Raw genomic sequence first — 23,308 nt, forward strand, 5'->3', positions numbered from 1 at the left:
TAAAGGAGAATCATTAAGAAAGGGAGTTCTGAAAAACGAGTAACATTATTTTTTTATATAATTGCATGATCTTTCAAAGTGGCACTGTTTGAACCGAAATAGGTGGCACGGTCACTCCGAAATAGCCAGTATTAAACAGAATTATCTTTCTGTAGGATTTAAAGCGGACTTGACTTCAAAGATGTAGATGGGAATGGAGTTTGACCGCTTCCCGATTTTTCTCGGGAAAGGGCGGACAAGTGGAATGGAAATCGGAAGCTTTGGAGTTGGGTTCAAGACCTTTGTAATGAAGCGCTTTTCCCGGAATGTAGCTTTTCGCGAAATGCAGGGGAATGTGCTAAATGGATAATGACTCGATTAATTCACTTCAATTAGAATTACGCCATAAATCAAATATGTCTACCGAAATTTATCCTTGGGATTTTAACAAACCATCTGTAACATTTCTCCATTTGTCAGGAAAATAAGGTGTATGAAAATAGAAATGTGCCAAATCTTTCAGAAAAGCATATCCTGCTTTATCAGTACGATATTCATAGATAAATTCATCTTTTCTTTTCTTTATCTTTTCCTTAAACTCTTCAAAAGGCAATTCGTCTATTAAATTTTTTGTAAGTCTTGTATCCACTTGATATCCATCTCGCAGAGGTTTCGAAAATAACTGTTCTTCGAGGTCGTTTTCTTTATCCTCAATGAGGTTTTCAGACACTGAATTTTTGCTGTGATGAGGAATAAAAAGTCCCAAAGTGATATCGTGTTTTTTGACGAAAATTCTCAATTGGTTATATTCTTCCTCCAAACCAAAAAGAGCAATATACTCTAATAAAACTGCCAACAAAGGCGAGGTGGAATCCGAATAATAAACTGGTTTAGTTCCTGTAACCGTATATTTAATAACATTTTGAATACTATTGTTGGCATCCGGTAGCATTCCAGATTTTTCCTTTCTATATTTTATTGTAGCAAGTATACTTTTAAGATATGCTTTCGCTGCATCAACATCATCTGTCTGTATAAAAAGTTCTATGGTATTGACGATGACCAATGAGTGAATATCCAGCAAAGGTCGCTTAGAAACCGAGTTGTGCTGAACAACATTGTAAACTCCAGTTCTAGCATCTAGTAAGTCGTAGTCTGGGAAACAAGCTTTCTCCATATTTATTAGAATCAACAAATAAGCCAAGTAGTCGAAAGTTCTTTGGGTATAACCCACCTGTTCAGACATACCACCATTTTCTGCGTAAAGTCCATCTTTTGTTTGTACTATGGAAAGAGTCCTATCAAAATACTGTTGCAATACTTCATAGAAAAACAGCATTACCTGATTAAAGTGCTTGAGCACCTTTTTATTATTTTCCAGGTTATTCTTCAAAACCCAGTACCAATATCGTAATACCAAATGAGTAAGGTAGCGTTTTGCAATGTCAAGGTTGTTATATTCTTTAGACTCCGTGTAAATTATGAATGAAATTAGTTTTAAGGATTCAAAAAGTAATTGCCATTTTCTTGGAATTTTAGTTTTATAGCCTTTCCATTCAATCTTTTCAAATAATGAATCGATAAGTTTTATAAAGTCTCGTGAAACCCCATCGGATGTATCCAAATTAACCAAAACTCTATTGAAAAGTTTTGTGGTGGAAGAATCAGTAAGTAGGTATGCCCCGAAAAGGTTTTCAGAGAACATAGCGGTTAAACGTGCAATATCCCAACGTTCAAAAACCGTGTTATCTACAGGTTTACTTATTTTGACCAAAAAGTTTTCGAAGGTTTTTTGCAGGCCGCCTTCAATAACCCCATTGTGCACAATTACAACTTTTAAGGGTAGTTCTTGGAATTTTGGGTACGCCGATACAAATGGCGTATAAGTTGCTTCGGTAATTGATTCCTGTATTCCATCTTTACCGTAAAAGTTCCTCGTAGTGATATTTCTGTCCGCTCCACCCTTTAGTTCAAAATAGAATCGCTTTTTAACTTTATCTTCGTCAATCCCAACAGCCACAATGTCTTTGCCATATTCTTGCAAACCCAAATATTCGGTCGGTTTAGACAAAATCTCAAATCCCATACTTTCCAATAAAAGAGGGAAAATACGATTTAGCTCGTCTTTCTCTGTTAAAGATTCCAGATAGTCCTTAACCACTAGTTGCTTAATATTCATCTCTTATCGTAGGTATTTAAAATATACTCTTGCAGGTCGGGATTTTTGAACAATCTGGCGTCAAGTATAAAACTGGATTCTACTTTCCCTAATGGCATCACTTTATCTTCAAGTTCTTGCTTCCAACTGTTGCCCCTAACTATTATTGTACTCCTCCCCACAGCCGCAAGAATACCATTGGGATTCTCATTAATATCTTGCATCATTTTGGCTCTATTCTCGTGTTCTAGACTATAATACAAATCCATTAAATCCCGTTCATTTTCATAGGGGTTTAGGTCATTTATAGATTTCTTTTTTGATACAATAGATTCATAATTTTTATAGGCTTCCCTTAACGGTCGTACAAATGCTTTATCTTCTTTAGATTCATCTAATAGGTTTTCTATGTCGTCCAGTAAAGACCTATGGTAGGCATCATATATCAGTTCAGAGAGTTTTATCTGAAGAAACTTTACAACTTCCGGATAAGGCGAACGTCTTAATGGAAGAACTATTGGAAGTAATTTGTCAAAAGTATGTGGAAACAAGGTAATAGCTTCAATCGCCTTTGCCTGCTCCTGTTTTGTGTCCAATTTCAGCAAATCTATTGGAAGTGCCCCAAAACTTCCAGTCATTATAATTTCTACCGGAAGCAAACCAAACTTGTCCTCAGGCTTAAAAAGTTCAAGGATATGTTTTTCTGTTTCTTGTATATTATTACTCCAAAAATGGAAAATGGAACTTTCAAATCGGTTGATGGAACCTCTTTGCCATCCAGCTAGGTAAAACATTTTCATTAGGTGAAATAAATGCTCGGGATGCTCATAGTTATAGAAAAAGCTTTCTATAACGGAAATATCCTGCGTATTTTCAAAATAAATGTGGAGCAATTTGTATTTCTCAGCCTCAAAAGACTTAAGATTATAGATTATTCTGTGAAAGGCAATTTTAACAAGTTCCTTATTTTCTTTTTGAAGATAGGTGGTAATTAAATTAAAACAACCCTTCCGCAGTTCTTCACTTACTTTTGGATTGTCGATTAAACCGCAAATAACTTGAGTTTTACTACCAATAGATTCTGGTAAATAATCATTATGGACTAATTCGAATATCGAATTATTTTGCTCGTCTGAAAGGTTTTGTAACGAATTTAAAACGTGATAGCCCTGTTGCGGATGCTTGTTTTGTAGCTCAAATGCCTTTTCAAATACCCCTTCAAATCCATTATTGTGAAGTCCTATTAAAAGGCTAGCTATGAAAAATGTATCATTGGGTTGTTCTGACCTGATGGCAATAGAATAAATATTTTTTGCTAAATCAAAATTGTTGAACGGTAGCTTACGGGCAAATTCATCCACGTAATATCGGTCGTCAAAAGCAAGTGTTCGCTGACATATCTCCCAAATATCTTTTGCTGAATATTTTGAATATGGAAGGAATCTATAAAGGTGCTGTTCAAATAAGAAGAGTTCCTTCTCTCTTTCTCCTTTAGGCTTCAATTTGTCTAAAAAATATCCTTTGACATCAAATCCATCTGAATGCAGTCTATGTAAAATATAACCTTGTAATCCCTTAATCAAACTGCCGTAACCATTGATTACATTTTTGGCAATTCCATTTTCCTCTTTTAATTTTTCCTGAAAATCTTCTACAAAACCAAAAGCTCCCACAATATTCTTAGGCATTTCTCTTTCAAGTTTAACTTCAGCTTCTTTAAGTAGGGCTTCGTTAAATTCAATAGAATTTGGGTTGAGCTTAATAAATTCAGGATTTGATTCCATTTGTAGGACGATTTCTTTTTTCAACAGTAGGCCACAATTAGCTGTTTCCACTTTAGGAAATTCTATTTTTTTTGTGTTTATACACTTTTGGATTAAAGTGTTAATCTGTCTATCAATCTTGACCATCGGATTAAATGTTTACTTAAAAAAGTTCAATCATCTCAAACTCTGAATATAAGCCCGTAAAAGTTGATTTTCATTTTAGCTTAATGATACCAAATGAAATCATTTTTAATGAGTTCATTAAATATACTTAAATGTTGTACCTATGTTGTACCTGAGCATAAAAAAAGCCGAGATTTTCATCTCAGCTCTTTTTCGTACCGAAGGCGGGAATCGAACCCGCACGCCTTATCAGCAATGGATTTTGAATCCATCGTGTCTACCAATTCCACCACTTCGGCCTAACATTTTACGCTCTTTTAAGTTTGGATTTTGAATCCAGCGCGTCTACCAATTCCGCCACCAAGGCTTCATTTTAATTTATATTACTTCTAAAGTTTCCTTAGCTTTTCTTTTCCTATGCCAGATTTCCAGTACTTTTCCCGAATTCTGGCCTCTGTTCGAGAACTGCAAATTTCGGAAAAAATTAGCTTAAATGGTCTAAATTTTCTCGTTGTCCTTTCTTTTCCAGAATTATGTTGTTCAAATCTTCTGTTTAAATCTGAAGTCAAACTTACATAAATATAATTCTCTTTAAGACTAGAGAGAGCATAAACATAAAACATTTAAAGAACTTTTCCAGCGCGCCTGCCTGCCGGCAGGCAGGTCTACCAATTCCGCCACCAAGGCAAACGGGAGGCAAAAGTAATAATTTTTGGTTTAAGTAAATAGATTTCTGGTAAAAAAGTTGCAGGCAAAAAACTGTATTGGTGAAAATTGAACAGCCAGGTACTCTAAAATGCCATTTTGAGAGCAGGTTTTTTAGTTTTTCAGAAAGAATTCGCGAGAACAACCGCGAAAATATGCTCTTAAAATTGTGACCAAGGAATTTTTTTTGAAAATAATACGCAACCTTTTAGAAAATGAAGGTCATAAGGGTAAATAACAATTAAAAACACAAAACATGAAAAAATTTCTTTTCTTATTCATTGCAGCTTTATCGTTAACCGCTTGTGAAATTGATGACGACGGTCCCGGAACTGTACAGGTTATTGCTGAAGTAGTTGACACCACGCTTCCCGAGTCTTTTGAAGAAGGCAAACTCTATGATTTCAAGATAACCTATCTACTTCCAGATGCCTGCCATACAGGAATTGGTGTTCAGGCAATGAGAGAAGGGAGCGGAGAAGTTGAAAGAAGGAAAATTTACGTGGCAGGTGTGGCCTCGCGCCCTGCAAATCAAACTACCTGTAACCTCGAAGATGATGATCTTGAAGTAGAAGGTTCCTTTTCCATGAGAATTGAAGGTGATGAACCTTATACTTTTTATCTTTGGACAGGGGTTGATGTAGACGGTAAAAGCGTATATAATGAGGTAGTTGTGCCTGTTGGCGAAGAAGAGCCTACCACTCCCGAGGAATAAATTTGAGCATTAAAGAACCAACATAAATCTCCTGTGGGTCTAAAGGAACTAGTTCGGCTTTGTAAACAACAGGATAGAAAGGCGCAGGAGGAGCTTTACCGTACTTACTCGGAACAGCTCTTCGTGCTCTGCCTTAAATATTCCGGGAATTACGAGCAGGCAAAAGACCTGCTGCAGGATAGCTTTGTGAAAATTTTCCAGAAAATCGACCAGTTTAGTGGGAGGGGCAGTTTTGAAGGCTGGATGACGCGACTGGTCATTAACACTGCCATCAAAAAGAGCAAAAAAAACGGGGTGCATCTAAGTATAACGGGTGAAATTTCTGAAGAAGTTGAAGAAGAACTTGATGACCAAAACCTGTCACTGGATTTCCTGATCAAAATAATCCAGGAACTGCCCGAAGCATACCGGCTTGTCTTTAACCTTTACGTCATGGAAGAACATTCTCACAAGGAGATCGCTAAAATGTTGGGGATTTCTGAAGGAACTTCAAAATCGAACCTTGCGCGTGCCCGCTACAAATTGAGAGAGAGTATTAAGCGCCACAATCGAATGAACTTCCTTAAATCAATATGAAAATGGAAAAGGACATCGACAAAATTTACCGGCGTCGCTTTGAGGGGGCAAAAATGCCTCCGCCCGAAGATTCTTGGGAAAATATTCTATCACAGCTCCCGCCAAAAAAGGCAAAAAGAAGGCTGGTTCCCATTTGGGTGCAGCTTGGCGGAGTGGCAGCGGCGGTAGCACTCCTTTTGACCCTTTATTCGAAAAGTTCCTTTTTTACTGAAGAAGAAAAAAGCGTGCAGGTTGTTTTTGAATCCGGGAAATTCAATTTTGAACCTGAAGATGCTTCAGTAACATTTCAGGAGGTCATGAAGGAATCTCAAATCCTTTTGCAGGCCTTGATCTTACAGCATGAGCTTCAGGATAAACAGAAGAATATTGCTGAAATAAATTCTGAAGTTAAAGCTGAAATAAAAAAAGAAGCTTCAGGAAAAAACGCAATTCCTGGTCCGCAGTTACGGAAGATGGAAAAGGCTGAAATTGTTGAAAGAACCGGTAGTGAAGAAAGTTCTGATGATAATATTTCCGAAGAAATTTCAGGCTCTGGTACATCTGAAGAATTAGCTTCGGCGCTGGCTTTAGCTCAAAAAGAAGAACCTGCTGCACCTCCCAAAAGTGAAGATTTTCAGCAGAAATTTAAGCTGAGCACGAGGATAGCACCTGTATATTTCAACAACTTTGGGAATGGCAATGTGGTGAACAAAGGCTTTTCAGAAAAAGAGGCCTCGGGGGAAGTTACCTTTTCTTACGGGGTAAGTGTGGCTTATGCGGTCACCAAAAATATCAACCTAAGGGGCGGAATCAATAAGGTGAACCTTGAATACAATACCCGGCAGGTTTCTTTTAATGAGGTAGCAGGAATTTCTTCTTATGGCATGAAAATGATGAATGCCACAACGCTTGCTTCGCCATCAGACGGAACGCTGCAGCAAAAAATGGGCTTTTTGGAGGTTCCCCTGGAGCTTGAATATCTTTTGGTAGATAAGGATTTTTCGCTAGGCATTATTGGCGGTGGAAGTGTGCTTTTTCTTGAAGAAAATGACCTTTCATTAGCACTTCCGGGTGAAGAAGCCGATCTTGGAGGGGCAAACCGAATGAATAAACTCAGCTACACCACAAATATTGGCCTGGGCTTGGGATATAACCTGTCTAAGCAGCTTCAACTGAGCGTAGAGCCCGTAGTTAAATTTCAAATGAACACTTTTAAAGACAGTGGCGGGCAAAAACCTTACTTTTTAGGATTGTATGCTGGTTTCAGTTATAGATTCTAATCGGTCCTTAATAGTTGTCTGCTCAAAAACTTCCCTTCAAAAATGCCATTTTTGAAGGGAAGTTTTTTTTCAATCTTTCCCTCGTGAAAACCTTCTTCAATATTTCTCAAAAAGTAATTTTGCTGGTTCTCACCCACGAATTAATTTCTAAATTTGCAAGGCAACAACAAACAACACAACATGCCTGAAGTTTCTACCGCAGTAAAAATCTTTTCCTGTAATCAAAGCCGTGATTTGGCTGAAAAAATAGCCGAATCCTACGGCTCTAAATTAGGGAATGTTATCACTTCAACTTACAGTGATGGCGAATTTCAACCTTCTTTTGAAGAATCTGTAAGAGGATCAAGAGTTTTTATTATCGGGTCTACTCACCCGGGGTCTGATCACCTTATGGAGCTTTTACTTATGCTCGATGCTGCCAAAAGAGCATCTGCAAGGCATATTACAGCAGTTATTCCTTATTACGGATGGGCCAGGCAGGATAGAAAAGATAAGCCGCGGGTGCCTATTGCGGCAAAACTTATTGCCAAAATGCTGGAAACTGCCGGAGCTACGAGAATTATCACCATGGATCTTCATGCCGATCAAATTCAGGGATTTTTTGAAAAACCTGTAGATCATCTGTTTGCATCTACCGTGTTTTTGCCTTACCTGCGTAGCCTTAACCTTGACAACCTTACTATTGCCTCACCCGATATGGGAGGCTCCAAGAGAGCTTATGCCTATTCCAAGACCATGGAGAGCGATGTAGTGATTTGTTACAAACAAAGGGTAAAAGCCAATGTTATTTCCCACATGGAATTGATTGGAAATGTTGAAGGGCGTAATGTGGTACTCGTAGATGATATGGTAGATACCGCAGGTACATTGAGCAAAGCGGCCGATTTAATGATGGAAAGAGGGGCACTTAGTGTAAGAGCCATTTGTACACATCCTGTACTTTCTGGAGAAGCCTATGAACGCATTGAGAATTCAAAACTGCTCGAACTCATTGTTACTGATTCAATTCCGCTAAAGAAAAAAAGCGATAAGATACGTGTAGTTACCTGTGCCGATTTGTTTGCAGATGTAATGAATCGTGTACACAACAACAGGTCCATCAGTTCAAAATTCATTATGTAAGCGGAAGTTAGATTTTAGAAGGTAGAAGTGCGAACGTTTTTTTGGAGGTTCAAAAGTCTTGACTCTTGTCTTAACTCCCAACTCCCAACTTCTGTCTATTGACATCCGGCTTTTGCTGCCAAAAATCTGTCGCTATAAATAATTAGGACCTAAGCTTTTATTAGCTGAAAAAAAAGATTTACTTTTGCAGCCTAAAATTTTTAACAATGAAATCAATTACGATCAACGGATCTAAAAGAGAAAGCGTAGGCAAGAAAGCTACAAAAGCCTTACGTAATGCTGGACAGGTTCCTTGCGTATTATACGGGGGAGACGAGCCATTACATTTTTCAGCAGAAGAGATTGCCTTTAAAGACCTGGTTTACACCCCAGATGTTCACACTGTAGAGATTAAGCTAAAGGGAGGTGATGTATTTAATGCTGTATTGCAGGATATCCAGTTTCACCCAGTAACCGATGCAATTTTGCATATCGATTTCTACCAGATCTTTGAAGACAAAGAAATTACTATGGAAATTCCTGTACATGCTACAGGTGTTGCACGTGGTGTGAAGAATGGTGGGGTGTTGAGATTTAACCTTCGCCGCATGAGAGTAAAAGGTCTTCCAGGAAATCTTCCAGATTTTATCGAAGCCGATATTACTTCACTTAAAATTGGTAACAAATTATATGTTACTGCTTTACAAAGTGATGAGTTCAAGATCATGCACCCAGATAACACAGTAGTTTGCCAGGTTAGAACTTCTCGTAATGTCATCGCAGATACCGATGATGAAGAAGAAGAAACTGCAGCAGATGAAGTGCCTGCAACCGAAGTTAACGAAACTGAATAAGCTTCAGGATTTCTTATCCAAATATAAAGCATCCCAAATCGGGATGCTTTTTTTATTTTTACCAAAAAGTCACGCATGCTATCTTTTTTTGGAAGATTGTTAGCTAAAACACCTAAAGAAGAAATTTCTCCTATGAAAAAATTTCTCATTGTGGGTCTGGGAAATATTGGCCCCAAGTACCACAATACCCGCCATAACATTGGGTTTAAGATACTCGATTTCCTGGCAGAAAAAGAAGACCTTACTTTCGAATCCCAAAAGCTGGGCGATGTAGCTACCTATAAATTTAAGGGCCGCACCTTTATACTGCTCAAGCCTTCAACTTTTATGAACCTTAGCGGGAAAGCTGTAAATTACTGGTTGCAGAAAGAAAAGGTGCCCTTAGAGCACTTAATGGTAATTACAGATGATCTCAATCTTGCTTTTGGCACCATAAGGGTAAAGACCAAGGGCAGCGATGGCGGCCATAATGGTTTAAAAGATATCCAGGCCCAATTGGGAACAACAAATTATAATCGCTTTCGCTTCGGAATAAGTGACTCATTTTCTCATGGCAGGCAGGTAGATTACGTGCTGGGCGAATGGGATGAAGAGGAAAATAAAAAGTTGCCCGAGAGACTTGAAAAATCGGCTGAAGTGATAAGATCCTTCGGTACGGCGGGCATAAATAATACAATGAATACCTTTAACGGGAAATAGCAGTAGTCTTGAAAGAACACAAAGGAGCACATGCTTTCAACAGCAACCATCATACGGTAGTCACTATAGGTACTTTTGACGGGGTGCATATTGGGCATCAAAAAATTATTCAAAGGCTGGTAAATACAGCAAAGGCCGGCAATCTGGAATCGGCCATTCTCACTTTTTTTCCGCATCCAAGGATGGTGCTTCAAAAAGATGCCGATATAAAGCTTATCAATACAATTGAAGAGCGTAAGAATATCCTGGAGCAAAGCGGGATCGACCATCTTATTATCCATCCGTTCACGCAGCAGTTTTCCAGGCTTTCGGCCCGGGAATTTGTGAGAGACGTGCTCGTAAATAAACTCAAAGCCAAAAAGGTGATTATTGGGTATGACCATCGGTTTGGACGCAACAGGACAGCAGATATTAATGATCTGAGAGCCTTTGGGGAAGAATATGACTTTGAGGTAGAAGAAATATCAAAACAGGATGTTGAAGATGTAGCTGTAAGTTCTACTAAAATAAGGAATGCCTTGCGGGAAGGTAGGGTAGAAAAGGCCAATCGTTACCTTAGCTATCCATTTTCCCTGGCAGGAACTGTGGTGAGAGGGAAAGGCCTTGGAAAAGAATTTTCTTTTCCTACTGCCAATCTTGAAGTTAAAGAAGGCTACAAGCTTATTCCTAAAAATGGGGTTTATGTAGTAAGATCTGTGATTGATGGAGAAATGGTGTACGGGATGATGAGCATTGGCACCAATCCTACTGTAGGCGGTACCGAAAAAACCATTGAGACCAACTTTTTCAACTTTGATAAAGACCTGTATGGGCAACAGCTTTCTATAGAAATGCTTATGCGCATTAGGGATGAAAAGAAATTTGAGTCGGTAGAGGCATTAAAGCTGGCTATGAAACAGGACGAAGCGATAAGCTTCCAATTTATACGTGATAATTATGCTCAATAAATGGCTTTTTACCCGCATAGATAATTCTGCACTTATTGTTTTTAGAATACTCTTTGGGGTATTGCTTGCTATGGAGGCTTTTGGTGCAATCTTTACTGGTTGGGTAAAAAGGGTGTTTATTGAACCCGCTTTCACTTTTAATTTTATTGGTTTCGAATTTTTGCAGCCTTTGCCGGGTAATGGTATGCTCTGGTATTACGCTGTTATGGGCTTGTTTGGCATCTTCGTGATGCTGGGTTTTAAATACAGGTTCAGCATTTTTATGTACACGATAATGTGGGCTGCTGTTTACCTGATGCAGAAATCTTCCTATAACAATCACTACTACCTCTTAATGCTGCTGTGCTTTCTCATGATCCTTCTTCCGGCGCACAGGTACGCCTCGGTTGACGCCTGGAAGAACCCCGGGTTAAAGAAGCTGAGTATGCCACGGTGGGTTTGGGTCTTGCTTGTTGTGCAAATGTTTATCGTTTATACCTATGCCGCCGTTGCCAAAATTTACCCCGACTGGTTTGATGCCACGCTCCCGGGAATATTAATGGATGCCCGAAAAGACTACTGGTTGGTAGGAGATTTTCTTCAGCAGCCCTGGGTGCACCATACCATCGCCTGGTTCGGATTCTTTTTTGACCTGTTGATCATTCCTTTACTGCTCTGGAAACGCACCCGGATTTTCGCATTTTTGGCTGCCGTATTTTTCCATCTCTTCAACAGCTTCATTTTCCATATAGGGATTTTCCCCTATCTGGCTCTTGCTTTCACCATCTTCTTTTTTTCTACGGAAAATATCAACAGGTATTTTTTGTGGAAAAAGCCACATTATTCCGCAGCTGAAGTAGAAGTTCCCAAAAACCGGAATTTGATTATAGGTTTTATGGCAATTTGGCTGCTGGTGCAGGCGGCGCTGCCTGTAAGGCACTGGTTCTTCAAAGATGATGTACTGTGGACCGAAGAAGGTCATCGTCTTAGCTGGCGTATGATGTTGAGGTCAAAGGCTGGACATATCCGCTACAAGGTGGTAGACAAAGCCAATCCCAGCGATACCACTTACGTACAAACCAATAAATACCTTTCTTCAAAGCAACAGCGGGCTTTAGCCTCAAAACCCGATATGATCTGGCAGTTTGCCCAGCGGCTCGAAAAAAAATATGAACTTGAAGGGAAAGAGGTGGAGATCTATGTAGATAGTAAGGTGAGCGTAAACAGAAGGCCTTATAAACAATTTATTGATCCCACTGTCGACCTTGCAGCCGAAGAATGGAATCACTTTGGGCATCATGACTGGATATTGCCTTTTGTTGATGATAAAGAGTAAGGTGCTTTCCTGCGCAGGTAATTAAAATAAAATTTGATCTGCCATTAAAATAACCGGAGCTCACAAGGTGAACTCAGTGGCTCCGGTAAATATTTCAGATTTATTTTATATTAAGCAGATACAGATTCTCTGATCAAGGCAGCTAGTTCTTTCTGAATTTCCAGACCTTTGTTAGAGTTGTACCACTGCTGAATTTCCTCTTTTATTTTATCTGCTTCGGCGTTTTCAGCTTTTAACCTTTCAAACAATTTTACGCATTCCACGGGTCGTGGGCCCCAGATGTTAAGATCTTCGCCATGCTCATCTTTAATGATAAGCTTAGGGATAGAGAGCGTGCCGTTGGTGCGGTAATTTTCAATCCTGTGAGGCGCACTGTCCCTTAGTTCGTACGAGACGCTTACAAGAGGATTTTCACGGCCTGCTAGTTCAAGAAACGGGGTGATGTGTGCCGCGTCTCCACACCAGGGTTCAGTGATAACAATCCATTGCTGGGGCTCATAGATTTGCTGAAGTGCATTCCTCAACTCTTCTGTTATTTCTCCCGTTTTTAACCATCGGTTCATGCGAGACCAGTTCAGTTTAGTGTAATTGAGATAATCGGGGTTATCGTAAGGCGCATTCTGCTGCTCTAAAGGCGTATTTTTTATAGTTTCAAAATAACTGCGGTATTGCTTAAAGTCCATATTTTCAGGCGTATATTAAGATGATTTCAATTTAATTTACAGGTCGATTCCCGTGACTAAAAGATACTAAAATTAATAGGTGGGTTTGTAAAAGAACGGGGAATGATTTAAACAGAATTGCATTTTTTTCCAGGCCTGGCAGGGGCTCCATTTATTTCTGTGGAGACAGCGAACATTTTTGTCATCTCTCTGGCGGGAAGATCAATTGTTTACAGGGCTTTTGTTACTTTTGCTTTTATGGCGGAAGAAATACACTTGCGCAAATCCAAATATTAGATCTATGTTACAGGTAGCCAATATCAGGGCCAACAAGGAGGCATATGTAAAAGCCTTGAAAAAGAGAAATTTTGATGCTGAAGAAGTTTTTTCTGAAGTGCTTGAACTGGACGAGACCCGCCGTTCCACTCAGGCAGAGCTGGATGAGAAGTTAGCCGAATCGAACAGGCTTTCAAAGGAAATTGGAATGCTTTTCAAGACCGGTGAACATCTGAAGGCAAACCAGCTGAAGCAACAAACTTCAGATTTGAAGGAGACTACTAAAGAACTTTCCGAAAAGCTGGCGGCTACCACCATGGCCCTCAACAAACAGCTGTATAATATTCCCAATATTCCGAATGAACTCGTGCCGGCTGGTGCTTCCGAAGAAGATAATGTTGAGGTCTTTAAAGAAGGAGAAGTGCCGCAGCTTGATTCAGATGCTTTGCCGCACTGGGAACTGGCAAAAAAATATGACATCATAGATTTTGAACTTGGTAACAAAATTACCGGCGCCGGATTTCCTGTGTACAAAGGAAAAGGTGCACGCCTGCAACGGGCATTAATCGCGTACTTTTTAGACAAAAACGTGGCGGCAGGATATACCGAGTACCAAATGCCGCTTATGGTAAATGAAGCTTCGGGATATGGCACAGGTCAGCTGCCCGATAAAGAAGGGCAAATGTACCATGTCACAGAAGATAATCTATACCTTATTCCAACGGCCGAAGTTCCTATTACGAATATGTTTAGGGATGAAATGCTTTCAGAAAATGATCTTCCCATTGCCTGTACGGGTTATACGCCGTGCTTTAGAAGGGAAGCAGGTTCTTACGGGGCACACGTGCGCGGTCTTAACCGCCTGCACCAGTTCGATAAAGTGGAGATTGTAAGGATCGAAAAACCTGAAAATTCTTTTGCTGCACTAGATCAAATGGTAGAGCAGATCAAGGATATCCTAAGGGATCTAAAGTTGCCTTACCGCATTCTTAGGTTGTGTGGTGGCGATCTTGGGTTTACATCGGTGCTGACTTACGACTTTGAAGTATTTTCAACCGCACAGGATCGCTGGCTGGAGATAAGCTCTTGTTCAAATTTTGAGACTTTCCAGGCCAACCGGTTAAAGTTGAGGTATAAATCGGCCGATGGCTCCAAGCGACTGGCGCATACCCTTAACGGTAGTGCCCTTGCCTTACCTCGTGTACTGGCGGGAATTCTTGAAAACTATCAGACCCCTGCAGGAATAAAGGTGCCCGATGTATTGGTGCCTTATACCGGTTTTGACATGATTAATTAAAAGAAGTGTTCATAATATTATGAGACCTCACAGGTTTTTGAAACCTGTGAGGTCTTTGCTTTTAATAGAATAAATCCCTCACTTTCAGGTGCTAAAAAAGGCATTTTCTTATCTTTACTCAAAACAGTTGCGGATGCGTTTCCTTTATTTTCTTCTCATCCTTCTTTGCGCCCATTTTTCAGGTTTTGCACAATCTGAGCAGTTGGCGCGCAATTATTTTGACAGGGGCGAATTTGAAAAAGCAGAGAATATCTATGAGAAACTCCTCGATTTGGAGCCGCAAAATGCATCCTTTTTCTACGGACTCATTGCCACATATCAGCAACTTGAAAAATATTCAGAAGCAGAAAGGCTGCTGAAAGAAAAGGTGAACAACACGGCCAATGCGCCTCATTATCTTGTGGAGCTGGGCCACAATCTTGAATTGCAGGGAAAATCATCTCAAGCCCTTAAATTCTATGAAGAAGCTTTAAGAGCTATTGAGTCGAGACCTAACTATGCTTTTCCTATTGCCCGTGCTTTTGAAAAGTACAGCAAACTCGATAAGGCTGTCACAGCTTATGAGCTTGGCATGAAGATGAATCCCAATGCCGAATACAACATCCAGCTCGCCCGACTTTACGGCGAACAGGGTGAGATTGAAAAGATGTTTAGTAACTATATTGATGTACTGGGCAACAACCCCGATTTGCTGCCGGGTGTGAGCCGTATTTACGGGGAGTTCATTACCGATGATCCCGCTAATGTGGCCAACATCACCTTCAGGAAATTACTGCTGAAAAAACTTCAGGAAGATCAGAATATCCTTTTCAACAACATGTTGAGCTGGTTGTTCATTCAGCAAAAAGAGTATCAGAAGGCTTTTCAGCAGGAGAAAGCCATCTATCGCAGGTCAAATGAAGGTTTAGGGGCTATCTTAAGGCTTACAGTGATGGCCAGGGAAGAAGGAGAACTCGAAACAGCACTTGAAGTACTCGATTTTATTATTGCTGAAGCCCCAAACCAGGACTTAAAACTTCAGGCGTATCAACTGCGGTTAAACATTCTTCAGGAGACACTTCCGAAGAAAAGATATTCCGAAATAGATGAGGCTTATAATGCCCTTTTTGACACCTATGGGAGTGGACCGGCAATGTTGTCGCTGTTCATAGATTACGCTAATTTTCTTGCATTTAAACAGGCTGAGGTCGCAAAAGCAGAAAAGGTACTCCGGGATTTTCTAGATAGTGACCTGAAGAAGTTTGAAGAAGCCGCCTTAAAAATGGCCCTGGCCGATATTCTCGTGCTCGATGAGAAGTTTAATCAGGCTTTGATCTATTACTCACAGGTTCAAAACCTGATAGAAAATGATGTCATTGCACAAATGGCAAGGTTTAAAGTGGCAAAAACCAGCTACTACAAAGGAGATTTTGAATGGGCTACCATTCAGCTGGATGTTCTAAAATCGGCTACTTCGCAATTAATTGCAAATGACGCTATGGAACTTAGCCTTTTAATTAGTGAAAACTCACTGGAAGATTCTACACAGGCTGCACTCAAAAAATATGCCCGGGCCGATTTACTGGCTTATCAGGAACGGGAAGAAAAGGCCATTCAGTTGTTAGACACTGTTTTAATCGGTCATAAAGGCGAGGATATAGAAGATGATGCCCTTTTAAAGCAGGCGAAATTGTATGAACAAACGGCACAGTACCAAAAAGCCGAAGAAAATTACCTTAACCTTATAGCGCATTACCAGAATGGGGTTTTGGGGGATAATGCCCATTACTACCTGGCCGAACTCTACGCCCAAAAGCTGGACCAGCCCGAAAAGGCGCAGGAGTTTTATGAAAAAATTATCTTTAATTACGCCGATAGTATTTACTTTGTAGATGCCCGAAAAAAATTCAGGCAACTTCGGGGAGATGAAATTGAATAAGGCTTTTATTAAGGCCACAATCCTCCCTTTTTTCTAAAGAAGCTACAGTATATGTATATCTACAATGTCACAATAAATGTTCAGGAAGATGTTCACCAGCAGTGGGTAAAATGGATGAAAGAAGAACACATCCCCGAAATGCTCAACACCGGTAAATTCACAAAAGCGCTTATGACCAGGGTGTTGGTGAACGAAGAAATGGGAGGCATCACTTATTCAGTTCAGTTTACCGCTCAAACCCGGAAAATGCTACAGCGTTATTACGAAGAAGATGCCGAAAGATTGAGAAGAAAATCTGCCATTTTTGAAGGGAAATTTGTCGTCTTCAGGACCGAGCTCGAGGTAATAAGCGAGCAGTAGAAACCACAGTATCCATGAAAAAGAATTATAGTAAGAAAGGTGGAAACCGCCACAATACCTCTTTGCCCGGCCATCAGGAAGGCGATGTAAAGGCTAAAAAACACCTGGGGCAGCATTTTTTGACCGATGAAAGTGTGGCCGAAAGAATTGCAGATACCCTTAGTTATACCGGTTATCCCCATGTGCTGGAGATAGGCCCGGGGATGGGTGTGCTCACAAAATATCTCCTGAAAAAAGACACAGACCTTCACGTAATAGAGATAGACACCGAGAGTGTTGCGTATTTAAATGAACACTATCCTGCTCTTGAAGGTAAGGTGCATGAAAAGGACTTTTTGAGGTACGATATTGGTGAGGTCTTTAAGCAGGAGCAGTTTGCCATAATAGGCAATTTCCCATACAACATCTCCACCCAGATCGTTTTTAAAATGCTCGAACTACGGGATTTTATTCCTGAATTTTCGGGTATGTTCCAAAAAGAAGTAGCACAACGTATTTGCGAAAAGGAAGGTAACAAGACCTACGGAATACTTTCCGTGCTGGTCCAGGCTTTTTATGAAGCCGAGTATCTCTTTACCGTGCCGCCTTCAGTGTTTAATCCGCCGCCAAAAGTAGACAGCGGCGTGCTGAGATTTACCCGAAAAGAAGATTTTTCCCTGCCCGTAGACGAGAAGTTGTTTTTTAGGGTGGTAAAGACAGCTTTTCAGCAGCGAAGAAAGACACTGAGAAACAGTCTTAAGATCTTTGACCTGCCCGAAAATATTAAAGAAGATGCTATCTTTGGGCTACGTCCCGAGCAGCTAAGTACAGCCAGGTTTATTGAACTTACACAAAAGATCCAGCCTTATGCAATTTGAGGTAACCGAAGAATATATTGAGCACATTCAGCTTCTTATTGAAGAGCATCGGGATACCGAGCTCTTGCAGCTGCTGGAAGAGGTTCACCCTGCCGATATTGCCGAGATTATCCACGAGCTGGAACTCGATGAGGCTACCTATATCATAAAGCTGCTTGACAGTACCAAAACTTCCGAAGCTCTTATGGAGCTTGAAGAAGACCTGAGGGAACGCATTCTCGATAATCTTTCGGCCAAAGAAATCGCCGAGGAGCTCGAGAATATGGATACCGATGATGCTGCCGACATCATGTCTGAACTTTCTGAAGAACGAAAGCAGGAAGTTATCCAGGAGATCTCTGATGAAGAACACGCCGAGCATATTGTAGAGCTGTTGCGTTATGATGAGAATTCTGCCGGTGGTCTTATGGCTAAAGAGCTTGTTAAGGTAAATGAGAACTGGAGTGTAACCGGCTCTCTCGCCGAAATGAAGGCCCAGGGCGAGAACGTGACCCGTGTGCATTCCATTTATGTAGTGGATGATAAGGGGAAACTAAAGGGGAGATTGTCTCTAAAAGATCTTCTTACAGCTTCCAGCAAGGCAAATATCAGCGACGTTTATATAGATAAAGTAGATTACGTTACAGTTCATACCAAAGGCGAGGAAGTAGCCCGAATCATGCAGAAGTATGACCTCGAGGCCATACCCGTTGTTGATGAGATGGGCCGGCTCGTGGGGCGGGTAACCATTGATGATATTGTAGATTTTATAAGAGACGAAGCCGAAAGGGATTACCAGCTGGCAGCCGGTATTTCTGAAGATGTTGAGGCCGATGATTCCATCCTGCGGCTCACCCGGGCGAGATTGCCCTGGCTCATCCTCGCACTTTTTGGCGGTTTTGTTTCTGTAACAGTTTTGGGCACTTTCGATGCTGCGATGCAAGAGCACGCTGCCCTGTTCTTTTTTGTGCCGCTTATAGCGGCAATGGCAGGTAACGTGGGCGTACAATCGTCGGCCATTGTGTTACAGGGTCTGGCAAATCAAAGCCTTAGCGGGTCGTTGTTAAACCGCCTTATTAAAGAAATTCTTTTAAGCCTTTTAAACGGTACCGCCCTTGCACTTCTACTTATCATTGGGGGTATCTTTCTGCTGGGCTTCGACTTCTGGTTTGGGGTTACCGTGGGCATTTCCTTGATCTCGGTAATTGTCATTGCTTCCCTCATAGGAACCTTTGTACCCATTATCCTGGACAAATTCGGTATAGATCCCGCAATGGCCACAGGGCCTTTCATCACTACCAGTAATGACATTTTTGGGATACTTATCTATTTTACCATCGCAAAACTTATCCTGGGCTTTTAAAGTCAGCTCCAATAGTTCCAGGGTTGAAATTTAAAAATTGATTTTTGGAATTGTTTTTGGTGCTTGGGATTTGAATTTTGGTACTTGTAATTTTAATTATGGGTGCTGCTGCGCACCGGGCCTGCCTGCCGGTAGGCAGGCTTTCCGCTGTATTTTTTTACCCTCCAAAAAAGGTAAAAAAGATGCCGCTTCAATCCCTGCCCCTGCTTAATTTATTAATTTAGATGCTTCAGAAAAAAAGTTGTTCAAATGGCAATTATAAAAGCAATTGATCCCCGGGAAAAGTTGACCCGCTTCAGTAATCACTGGCATCCGCGGCAAATAGGTGTTGTAAATGATATGCAGGTGCTCGTGGCAAAGGTCAAAGACGAGTTTGTGTGGCACCAGCATGATGACGAAGATGAACTCTTCCAGATCATAAAAGGGACTTTATATCTTCAGTTTGAAGATCGTACCGAAACCGTAAATGAAGGTGAGATCATTATAGTTCCAAAAGGAGTAAAACACTGCCCCATGACCAAAAACGGGGAGGAAGTGCATATCATGCTTTTTGAAAAGCTAACTACAAAACACACCGGAAATGTAGAAGACAGCCTCACCCAATCTGACTATCCTAAAATCTGATCTTTAATGACCATTCTTCACGCCGACTCCAATCACCCTGTTCTTTTACAGCAACTCGAAGCAGCAGGACACCAGAATATTGAAGCCTATAACCAAAGTGAGCAGGAGATCCTGGAAAATCAGCATCTATATGATGGAATCGTCATAAGAAGCCGGTTTAAAATAGACAAAGCCTTTCTCGATGCCGCTCCCAATCTCAAGTTCATTGCCCGTGTGGGCGCAGGGCTCGAGAGCATTGATGTGGAATATGCTGAAAAACGCGGAGTAAAACTTTTTTCTGCCCCCGAAGGAAATAGAAATGCCGTGGGAGAACATGCACTTGGAATGCTGCTGTCGCTGTTCAATAAGCTCAATCAGGCAGACCGCCAGGTGCGGGAAGGTTTGTGGTATCGCGAAGCCAACCGCGGAGTGGAGTTGGAAGGAAAAACTGTCGGGATCATTGGCTACGGAAATATGGGTAAATCTTTTGCGAAAAAACTTCAGGGTTTTGATGTAAAGGTGCTCTGTTTTGACATTTTAGAGGGGGTAGGTGATGAATATGCACAGCAGGTGGGCATAGAGGAATTCCGAAGGAAATGTGACGTGGTGAGTCTGCACACACCCTGGACCCCCGAAACCAACCAAATGATCGATACTGCTTTTATTGAAGCCTTTAAAAAGCCATTTTGGCTGCTCAACACCGCCCGCGGAAAAAGTGTCGTGACCGAAGATCTGGTTGCAGCCTTACATAACAAAAAGATCCTGGGTGCAGGGCTGGATGTACTGGAGTACGAAAAAGGCTCTTTTGAAAGCCTTTTTTCTGAAGCTACAGAAATGCCAAAAGCCCTGCAGGAATTACTGGTGATGCCAAATGTGATGCTTAGCCCGCATGTGGCAGGCTGGACGGTAGAATCTCACAAAAAGCTCGCAGATACAATAGCACATAAGATCATAGATCATTTCAAGGATCTATGATCGTACAGACAACCTATGGGTTGTCTTCATAATTCACATTAAGAGACATCTTATGGAAAAAAGAGTAACAGGCATAGGCGGGATCTTCTTCAAAAGTAAGGACCCAAAAGCAACAAAAGACTGGTACAACAAACATCTCGGACTCAATACAGATCAATGGGGCTCCACTTTTTGGTGGAAAGATAAGGAAGGTAACGACTGCTCCACCCAATGGAGTCCCATGGATGAGAAGAGTGGACATTTTAAGCCTTCAGAAAAACAATTCATGATCAACTACCGGGTTGAGAACCTGGAAGAGCTATTAAAATTGCTTAAAGAAGAAGGCGTGGAAGTGCTTGATGAGATCCAGGTAGCTGAAGAAGGTAAATTCGGTTGGATCATGGATTCCGACGGTAATAAGATCGAGTTGTGGGAACCAAATGACAAAGCTTTTTTGTAGAGATAACCTCAAGGCAGATTAATAAATGGTTTCTTGAATTTAATGGCCAACTCTGCAGACTTTAAATTGCGAAAACCTTTTATTTTAAAAATTTCCTAAAGAGCAGCTAACTTTTTCCCTACGGGAATAAGGCCTTACCTTTGCAGGCTCAAAAAAGGCATTTTGAAAGACTATTTTTATTTCCTTAAAGGTAATTTTAGAACCGTAGGCTTCGGCTGGGTGCTCACGTTGTTGTCAGGCTTTGGGCAAACCTTCCTGATTTCCCTCTACGTGCCCGAGATCATCAGGTCTTTTCAGATTTCTGAAGGTGCTTTTGGAGCTATCTATGCAGGCTGCACCATCGCAGCCTCTTTCATCATGCTGTCAGTGGGGCATACTGTAGATCATAAACCGGTAAAGAAGGTCACGGCTTATACCGTTGCGGGGCTCGCCATATCCAATATCCTACTGGGGCTTTCCCAGAATATCCTTTTACTTATAGTAGCAATAACAGGGCTGCGACTGGCGGGGCAGGGGCTGCTTACCCATATTAGCATGACCATCATGTCCAAACAATTTGTAGCCGATCGTGGCAAGGCCCTGAGTTTTTCATCTCTGGGTTTTTCCGTAGGGGAAGCTATTTTCCCGCTGATCATAGCTTTCCTAATCAGCTGGTTCGACTGGCGCATCGCAGCAATTGCAAGTGGAGGGGCATTACTGCTCTATCTCATCCGACTAAGATTCAACCGGCTCGAAAATTTTGATGAGAAGCTTTCCCGGGAGGGAAGTCCTTCCCCCTGGTCACTTTTAAAGGATTACAAAACTGTGGTTTTTGACAGGAGATTTGGTGTTATGATGCCGGCGAGTTTTATCCTCAGTTTCTCGGCAACAGCCATTTTCTTTTATCAATACGTGTTCGTTGAGAACAAAGGCTGGTCTGTGCAGCTTTATGCTACTTTTTTTACGGTATATGCTATTACCCGCTTTCTCTTCTCTTTATTTGGAGGGGTTTGGGTAGATAAATTTACTGCCCGAAAGCTCTTCCGGTATTACCTCATTCCGGTTAATATCGGTCTTCTTCCTTTTGCCTTTATGGATGGTATCCTGGGCGCACTAATATTCCTGATCACCGCCGGAATCACCATGGGTGTTTCGGGAACGGTAAAGACCGCCCTCATAGCCGAGCTATATGGCACCGGAAAAATGGGGGTGATAAGAAGTGTCTTTACAATGTTCTCGGTAATTAGCACCGCTTTAGGGCCACTGGTAGTGGGACTGCTTATGGATGCAGGGGTAAGCTTTGAAAACATTATGGCCGGAATTTTTGTCTTAATGGCTTTGATCATCCTGAATTCGCAGCGCATCAAAACCTACCAGAACCAACCCTCTAAATAACAGTTCACTGTTAATTGATAATTGTTTATTGCTCTTAGAGAATTAAGCGAGAGTATCCTCGATCTTCTGAACTCTACCTACTTCGCCGGTTTCGAGCCTCACTTTAATTCCGTGAGGGTGTATGGGAGATTTTGTGAGTATATCAGCCACGTAGCCATAGGTCAGCCTGCCCGATCGTTGATCCTGCTTCTGAACTATGGCTACCCGGCTTCCGGGAGTAATATCCTTTCTTGGAGGTTTCATATTTTTAATTAAGATTGCCCGGAGTATCTTTATACAAAGACTTGTTTTTCACCTCCTGCATCAAATGCTGATTTCGTACTTCTAAAATAGTACTTCTAACTCCCTAATTTCCCTGACTTAATTCTATCATAGCCGATTTAATTGGCTCTTTTCCTTCAATAGCTTCAAAGGTCATATTTTTCACAAGAGGATCTGCAAGAGACATGATGAGCAGAAAAGCCACATCATCCCGTGGTATTTCACCCTGGCCATCAAGTTTCTGGGACAGTTCAACTTTTCCTGTCCCCAGGTCATCTGTAAGTGCACCCGGTCTTAAAATGGTGTAATCGAGTCCGCTGTCGCGTAGGTGTTTGTCTGCTGTTGCTTTCGCATTTAGGTAGTGTTCCAGTTTTGGGTGTTTTGAAGGTTCATCGGCACCCATTGAACTAAGCATGATGAATTTTTTTACTTTGCCATTTTTAGCGGCATCAATGATCTTTATCGCTCCTTCTTCATCCACTTCTGTGGTCTTCTCAGGGCCTGTGTCCCCGCCAGAACCTGCGGCGAAAATTACCTTGTCAATGCCTTTCATCACCGGGTGAAGATCGTCCTGCTCCAGGTCGCCATGTACCCACTGCACCTCCATATCTTCAAAAATGCTCTTTTGCTCTTCCTTCCTTATCATGGCTACGGGTTCAAAACTCTGACTGTTATTCAGAATTTCAATGATCCTTTTTCCGGTACTTCCGGTAGCTCCAACTATTAAAATCTTTTCCATTTTTCGTT

23 protein-coding genes and 1 tRNA gene are annotated in these 23,308 nt (G+C 41.2%); 17 read left to right on the top strand and 7 right to left on the bottom strand.

The features are described from left to right. Positions 1 to 409: 409 nt before the first annotated feature. From ACQ93I_RS01845 to ACQ93I_RS01860, 4 genes are all read right to left on the bottom strand, one after another. The gene (locus ACQ93I_RS01845) at positions 410 to 2,158 is read right to left on the bottom strand and encodes a hypothetical protein (RefSeq protein WP_168025951.1); all 1,749 of its coding nucleotides are present in this window, start codon (positions 2,156 to 2,158) and stop codon (positions 410 to 412) included. Then, positions 2,155 to 4,047 carry a hypothetical protein gene (locus tag ACQ93I_RS01850; RefSeq protein ID WP_168025950.1) on the bottom strand — a complete coding sequence of 631 codons (1,893 nt, stop codon included), beginning with the start codon at positions 4,045 to 4,047 and terminating at the stop codon, positions 2,155 to 2,157. The genes ACQ93I_RS01845 and ACQ93I_RS01850 overlap by 4 nt, the downstream gene beginning before the upstream one ends. Positions 4,048 to 4,242: 195 nt before the next feature. Then, positions 4,243 to 4,325 (bottom strand) — tRNA-Leu (locus ACQ93I_RS01855). Positions 4,326 to 4,415: 90 nt separating this feature from the next. Beyond that, a complete protein-coding gene (locus ACQ93I_RS01860; RefSeq protein ID WP_431696896.1) occupies positions 4,416 to 4,649 on the bottom strand; it encodes a GIY-YIG nuclease family protein in 234 nt (77 codons plus the stop codon). 338 nt (positions 4,650 to 4,987) lie between these two features. On the opposite strand from ACQ93I_RS01860, the gene ACQ93I_RS01865 reads away from it, so the two are divergent. The 8 genes from ACQ93I_RS01865 to ACQ93I_RS01900 all read left to right on the top strand — a co-directional run bounded on the left by ACQ93I_RS01865 (position 4,988) and on the right by ACQ93I_RS01900 (position 12,197). After that, complete coding sequence (locus ACQ93I_RS01865) at positions 4,988 to 5,446, top strand: hypothetical protein (protein ID WP_266070089.1); 459 nt, start codon at positions 4,988 to 4,990, stop codon at positions 5,444 to 5,446. Positions 5,447 to 5,479: 33 nt separating this feature from the next. Next, a complete protein-coding gene (locus ACQ93I_RS01870) occupies positions 5,480 to 6,022 on the top strand; it encodes an RNA polymerase sigma factor (protein WP_431696897.1) in 543 nt (180 codons plus the stop codon). A gap of 2 nt (positions 6,023 to 6,024) precedes the next feature. Beyond that, a complete protein-coding gene (locus tag ACQ93I_RS01875; RefSeq protein WP_431696898.1) occupies positions 6,025 to 7,281 on the top strand; it encodes an outer membrane beta-barrel protein in 1,257 nt (418 codons plus the stop codon). A 180-nt stretch (positions 7,282 to 7,461) separates the two neighbouring features. Next, the gene (locus ACQ93I_RS01880; RefSeq protein ID WP_431696899.1) at positions 7,462 to 8,403 is read left to right on the top strand and encodes a ribose-phosphate pyrophosphokinase; all 942 of its coding nucleotides are present in this window, start codon (positions 7,462 to 7,464) and stop codon (positions 8,401 to 8,403) included. Positions 8,404 to 8,609: 206 nt separating this feature from the next. Further along, the gene (locus tag ACQ93I_RS01885; protein WP_431696900.1) at positions 8,610 to 9,236 is read left to right on the top strand and encodes a 50S ribosomal protein L25/general stress protein Ctc; all 627 of its coding nucleotides are present in this window, start codon (positions 8,610 to 8,612) and stop codon (positions 9,234 to 9,236) included. Between the two features lie 75 nt (positions 9,237 to 9,311). Continuing rightward, positions 9,312 to 9,935, top strand: coding sequence for an aminoacyl-tRNA hydrolase (gene pth / locus ACQ93I_RS01890; protein WP_431696901.1), 624 nt, complete (start codon positions 9,312 to 9,314; stop codon positions 9,933 to 9,935). Positions 9,936 to 9,943: 8 nt separating this feature from the next. Then, the gene (locus ACQ93I_RS01895; protein ID WP_431696902.1) at positions 9,944 to 10,882 is read left to right on the top strand and encodes a bifunctional riboflavin kinase/FAD synthetase; all 939 of its coding nucleotides are present in this window, start codon (positions 9,944 to 9,946) and stop codon (positions 10,880 to 10,882) included. Next, positions 10,872 to 12,197 carry an HTTM domain-containing protein gene (locus ACQ93I_RS01900; RefSeq protein WP_431696903.1) on the top strand — a complete coding sequence of 442 codons (1,326 nt, stop codon included), beginning with the start codon at positions 10,872 to 10,874 and terminating at the stop codon, positions 12,195 to 12,197. Before ACQ93I_RS01895 ends, ACQ93I_RS01900 begins: the two co-directional genes overlap by 11 nt. Before the next feature lie 110 nt (positions 12,198 to 12,307). Here the strand turns inward: ACQ93I_RS01900 and ACQ93I_RS01905 are convergent, their stop codons facing one another. Continuing rightward, positions 12,308 to 12,880, bottom strand: coding sequence for a thioredoxin family protein (locus ACQ93I_RS01905; RefSeq protein WP_431696904.1), 573 nt, complete (start codon positions 12,878 to 12,880; stop codon positions 12,308 to 12,310). Between the two features lie 280 nt (positions 12,881 to 13,160). Between ACQ93I_RS01905 and serS the strand changes: the two genes are divergently transcribed. From serS to ACQ93I_RS01950, 9 genes are all read left to right on the top strand, one after another. After that, complete coding sequence (serS, locus tag ACQ93I_RS01910; protein WP_431696905.1) at positions 13,161 to 14,432, top strand: serine--tRNA ligase; 1,272 nt, start codon at positions 13,161 to 13,163, stop codon at positions 14,430 to 14,432. A 133-nt stretch (positions 14,433 to 14,565) separates the two neighbouring features. After that, entirely contained in the window at positions 14,566 to 16,350 is a 1,785-nt protein-coding gene (locus tag ACQ93I_RS01915; RefSeq protein ID WP_431696906.1) for a tetratricopeptide repeat protein, read from the top strand. Positions 16,351 to 16,401: 51 nt separating this feature from the next. Then, positions 16,402 to 16,710 (top strand): DUF4286 family protein, encoded by a 309-nt coding sequence (locus tag ACQ93I_RS01920; RefSeq protein WP_266070075.1) that lies wholly within the window; start codon positions 16,402 to 16,404, stop codon positions 16,708 to 16,710. Positions 16,711 to 16,724: 14 nt separating this feature from the next. Then, the gene (gene rsmA, locus ACQ93I_RS01925) at positions 16,725 to 17,567 is read left to right on the top strand and encodes a 16S rRNA (adenine(1518)-N(6)/adenine(1519)-N(6))-dimethyltransferase RsmA (protein ID WP_431696907.1); all 843 of its coding nucleotides are present in this window, start codon (positions 16,725 to 16,727) and stop codon (positions 17,565 to 17,567) included. Beyond that, positions 17,557 to 18,909 carry a magnesium transporter gene (gene mgtE / locus ACQ93I_RS01930; RefSeq protein WP_431696908.1) on the top strand — a complete coding sequence of 451 codons (1,353 nt, stop codon included), beginning with the start codon at positions 17,557 to 17,559 and terminating at the stop codon, positions 18,907 to 18,909. The genes rsmA and mgtE overlap by 11 nt, the downstream gene beginning before the upstream one ends. 249 nt (positions 18,910 to 19,158) lie before the next feature. After that, the gene (locus ACQ93I_RS01935; RefSeq protein ID WP_431696909.1) at positions 19,159 to 19,533 is read left to right on the top strand and encodes a cupin domain-containing protein; all 375 of its coding nucleotides are present in this window, start codon (positions 19,159 to 19,161) and stop codon (positions 19,531 to 19,533) included. Between the two features lie 6 nt (positions 19,534 to 19,539). Next, positions 19,540 to 20,487 carry a 2-hydroxyacid dehydrogenase gene (locus tag ACQ93I_RS01940; RefSeq protein WP_431696910.1) on the top strand — a complete coding sequence of 316 codons (948 nt, stop codon included), beginning with the start codon at positions 19,540 to 19,542 and terminating at the stop codon, positions 20,485 to 20,487. Between the two features lie 52 nt (positions 20,488 to 20,539). Further along, positions 20,540 to 20,926, top strand: a complete 387-nt coding sequence (locus ACQ93I_RS01945) for a VOC family protein (RefSeq protein ID WP_431696911.1) — start codon at positions 20,540 to 20,542, stop codon at positions 20,924 to 20,926. Positions 20,927 to 21,088: 162 nt separating this feature from the next. Then, a complete protein-coding gene (locus tag ACQ93I_RS01950; RefSeq protein WP_431696912.1) occupies positions 21,089 to 22,300 on the top strand; it encodes an MFS transporter in 1,212 nt (403 codons plus the stop codon). 42 nt (positions 22,301 to 22,342) lie between these two features. Here ACQ93I_RS01950 and ACQ93I_RS01955 read toward each other — a convergent pair whose 3' ends face one another. Together ACQ93I_RS01955 and ACQ93I_RS01960 are read right to left on the bottom strand one after the other, a co-directional pair. Beyond that, a complete protein-coding gene (locus ACQ93I_RS01955) occupies positions 22,343 to 22,543 on the bottom strand; it encodes a YwbE family protein (RefSeq protein ID WP_431696913.1) in 201 nt (66 codons plus the stop codon). 103 nt (positions 22,544 to 22,646) lie between these two features. Beyond that, the gene (locus tag ACQ93I_RS01960; protein ID WP_431696914.1) at positions 22,647 to 23,300 is read right to left on the bottom strand and encodes an SDR family oxidoreductase; all 654 of its coding nucleotides are present in this window, start codon (positions 23,298 to 23,300) and stop codon (positions 22,647 to 22,649) included. Positions 23,301 to 23,308: the final 8 nt, after the last annotated feature.

The sequence above is a fragment of the Salinimicrobium sp. WS361 genome (assembly GCF_050750585.1).
In the GTDB taxonomy this organism is placed as follows: Bacteria; Bacteroidota; Bacteroidia; order Flavobacteriales; family Flavobacteriaceae; genus Salinimicrobium.